This is a genomic window from Desulfobacter sp. (assembly GCF_050177295.1).
In genome coordinates this window covers 1-3474 of record NZ_JBFXHE010000450.1, presented here as the reverse complement: position 1 = coordinate 3474, position 3474 = coordinate 1, and the positions used below count along the sequence as shown (strand labels likewise).

4 protein-coding genes are annotated in these 3474 nt (G+C 47.5%); 1 reads left to right on the top strand and 3 read right to left on the bottom strand.

Annotation, left to right across the window (positions count from 1 at the left end; genetic code table 11):
- Positions 1–1313, bottom strand: a 1313-nt coding sequence (locus tag AB7U36_RS20850; RefSeq protein WP_428161547.1) for a peptidase U32 family protein, incomplete at its 3' end; no start/stop codon positions are given.
- Positions 1314–1454: 141 nt separating this feature from the next.
- Between AB7U36_RS20850 and AB7U36_RS20845 the strand changes: the two genes are divergently transcribed.
- Positions 1455–1784, top strand: a complete 330-nt coding sequence (locus AB7U36_RS20845) for a cupin domain-containing protein (RefSeq protein WP_428161546.1) — start codon at positions 1455–1457, stop codon at positions 1782–1784.
- Between the two features lie 45 nt (positions 1785–1829).
- On the opposite strand, the gene AB7U36_RS20840 is transcribed toward AB7U36_RS20845, so the two are convergent.
- The gene (locus AB7U36_RS20840) at positions 1830–2423 is read right to left on the bottom strand and encodes a hypothetical protein (RefSeq protein WP_428161545.1); all 594 of its coding nucleotides are present in this window, start codon (positions 2421–2423) and stop codon (positions 1830–1832) included.
- A gap of 194 nt (positions 2424–2617) precedes the next feature.
- On the bottom strand, positions 2618–3474 hold an 857-nt coding region (locus AB7U36_RS20835), incomplete at its 5' end, for a sodium:solute symporter family transporter (RefSeq protein ID WP_428161544.1).

Here is a 3474-nt window from a genome sequence, read left to right as displayed (position 1 = left end):
TATATGTCAGGTTGTTTTTTGCCTCTATGACCACTTGCCTGGACTGATGATTTTACTCTGCCGCCTGCATTTTTGTGGGTAGAGGACAGATTTGAAGGCCTGATCGTTACTTTGGAAATTCTATCCAGTTCGGCGCCAAGGCGGGATAATTTTTCTTCCAGTTCACGTCCCCTGCGGTCAATAAGGAAAACAGAGGTTCCTTTATTGATACGCCTGCCTTTTGGGGAAGATAAAAAGTATTTTCCTTTCTTGGGGATGGCCCGGGTCACCTTCTGGATTTGGTGAAAGGTCTCTTCTTCATATCCGATGCGTAACAGATCCCCCGGCAGAAGCGCCTCCCTTGAAATAAAATATGGATCTTCAGGATTCTTTATCCGGCCTAAAAACAGGCCGGATCCGGTTTCAGACGCATGCTCCAGAGGATTTAACATCCGATGGGATAACAGGTTGTAATGGCTGCCCTGTCTTCCCAAAGCATATTCTAAAAACGATAGGGCCTGTTTTTTCTGGTCCGGCGCATCCCTGAGCAGTTTATACGCCATCACCGTGTAGTAAACATAATGGGGGCTTTTTTTTCTGCCTTCAATTTTCCAGGTACTGATGTTGGGAATCTCCTTGAGCACCTTGGCCAGTACATCCGCTGACAGATCCAGGCATGAGAAATACCGGGCCTTTTTCCCATTTTGTTCATACAGCCGCCGGCAGGGCTGAACGCAACGACCCCGCAGCGCACTTTTGCCGCCAAACCAGGAACTCCAGTAACACCGGCCTGACACGGAATAGCAGAGCGCGCCATGGACAAACACCTCTATATCCATGGTTTCGGGTGCAGCCGCTGCCATGGCCCTGATGTCATCAAGGCTGAATTCCCTGGGCAGCACCACCCGGGAAAAACCAGCCTTTTGGGCGGCCTCAAGTCCGGCAGGATGGGTGCAGTTGCCCAGGGTGGACAGGTGGAGTTTTCCTTTGAATCCAGCTTGCCCGGCAAGACTGATCATGGCTGTATCCTGGATAATCAGGGCATCGGCATCCGCATGCCGGGCCAGCTTGTCAATAATACGAAGTACCTTGTCGGTTTCGGATTCCTTAATTATGGAGTTAAAGGCAACATACACCTGAATCCCTTTTGAATGGGCCAGCTTGGTCAGTCTTGCCAGTTCTTCAATGGAAAAATTGCCGGCTTCCATGCGGGCGGAAAATATTTTAAGGCCGCAGTAAATCGCGTCTGCACCAGCCGCTATTGCAGCAAGAAAAGAGTGAGTATCCCCGGCAGGTGCCAGAATTGTCGGCTGTTTTGATGGTTGGCAGGTCATAGGTCCTTCAATGCCCAGGTATGGGTAAATAGTTATTTAATATTGCAATTTTAGGCAATAATGTCAGAATATCATTTTTTTGTTGTAAAAGCAGGCCTGGTAAACATTTAAAAGATCATAGCAAAATAATGAGGAGGGCACATGTTTGCAATTCATGATGAAAACGGTTATGCCGAGTCCGTTGAAGGCATTGAGATGAAAACTCTGGTGTATGGGGATAAGACGCTTCTGGTCCGGTTTAAAATGACCAAAGGGGCTCTGCTCCCCTCCCACACCCATCCCCACGAGCAGACCGGGTATCTTGTTTCCGGCCGCATTAATCTTTACATTGGAAGTGAATGCAGCAATGCCGGACCCGGAGATTCCTGGTGCGTTGAGTCCGGTGTGGCGCACCGTGCTGAAGTCCTGGAAGACAGCGTTGCCATTGAGGTCTTTTCACCGGTACGGGAAGATTACCTGCCCGGAACCTGAACCAATCCATGGACTTTTTGCCACCGCTAAAAGGGGAATATACTTTTAAGCGTCAGACATGCAGATTTTACAGGGTTTGTAGCCCTGGGCGTCAGCCTCTTCTTTTGTGGTAAACTCCATGCTGCAGTTTTTACCGCTGGCAAAATTACATGCTACGCTGTGGAAAACCAGGGTCTCGATATTCCCTTTAAATTGGACACGCGCACCTGCCGCTAGCACCTCTTCGGGTGCAGGCGTTTCCGTAACCTGAGAGGAGGAAATTGGAGGGGGTGATGCTTTTTCCTCCGGCTGTGCGTCCTGTTGTTTGTCTGCACTTTTTTCTTCTGTTTTTATTGGGGTTTCCGGTGCGGGGTCGGTTGATTGTGTGTCAGGAACCGGCTTGGTCTGGTTTTCTGATTTCCCGGTGGTTTCCTTGTTTAGTTCCTCTTGCTGTGTTTGAGGTGGCTCCGCCTTTGCCTGGTTGCCACTATTGTCGGATTGCTTGAGTTCCTCAATGCCAAGATATACTGCAAGTGCACCGCCAATAACCATTAATACAGGAACCAGTCCTGCCGCAAAGTTTAAAAAATTCATGAAATTAAATGAAAAGCCCGAGATACCAATAAGTAGTAGCAGGGCACCGGTGATAAATTTTTTCATACATCCGCTCCATAGAAGTGTCTGGTCTGTTAAAATAAGGATCAGGATTTCAAGGCCAAGGCCGTATGCTAACCCTTTTTAGGGTAAATTTTGCTGAATTGTCAAGGCAATGGCTTAAAAATTGACACTGAAATGGCGAAATAAAAGAAAAAAGATTATTTTGTTAAAATTTTGGCGTTATTTTTTCAAGTCCCTTACAGCACAGCCAGGATAAAGTAACCGACCGGCAGAAAATATAGAATACCCCGTACCATGGGAGAAAAACTTTTTTGTCCCGTAAACACCACAATACATAATCCTGCAAACACAGACGCCCCTCTGAACCCCATGGAAAGATAACTCCAGCGCAAAATTGTTGTACTAAATCCAGCCAGAACAACAGCTCCCGAAAGAATTAGGACCGCAAGCGTACACAGCCTGACAATGGTTAGACTGTGATCCGGCTCTTTTGTAAACAAGCGCCGAATTCCATCCATATAAATATTGGTGGTAACCCCAAGGATCAGGCCTGCGCCGGTACCCAGAACTGCCAGAAGCAGTACGGCAGAGCAAAAAGCAGCCATGACCGGGGGCAGAGTATATTGAAAGAAAAAGGGCAGTGCCTGGGCGCTGTTGCCTTCAAGTTCCGGACAGTTGGCCCTGAGAAAAAGTCCCACAATAATACCTAAAATGCCGATGGGGGGGATGACAATGGCAGTAAGAAATGCACCATTTCTGGCTTCCCGTATGGTTTTAGCTGAAAAAATAGCCTGCAAGTAAATTTGGGTGGATAAAACGCCCGTGATCATGGAAATAATATCGATAGTCGTTGTTTCGATACCATTGGAGAAGAAATTGAAAAAATCACTGGTTCTGGGTAATTGGGCTGTAATGCCGGTGACCCCTCCGCCTTTGATCAGCGCAATGGTTGCGCAGACGATCATGATGGCGTACAGCAGGAAAAATTTGATTTTTCCCACCATGCCAGCACCGGAAATCCCGCCTGAAATGACAAAAAATCCCATAAGTACCATGGTAATAAACAAAGAGACCGGCAACGGGAAGTGGAATA

Bases quoted from the DNA above. Each gene is read 5' to 3' on its own strand.
- AB7U36_RS20845 (WP_428161546.1), top strand. From the start codon at position 1,455: ATGTTTGCAATTCATGATGAAAACGGTTATGCCGAGTCCGTTGAAGGC.
- AB7U36_RS20840 (WP_428161545.1), bottom strand. From the start codon at position 2,423: ATGAAAAAATTTATCACCGGTGCCCTGCTACTACTTATTGGTATCTCG.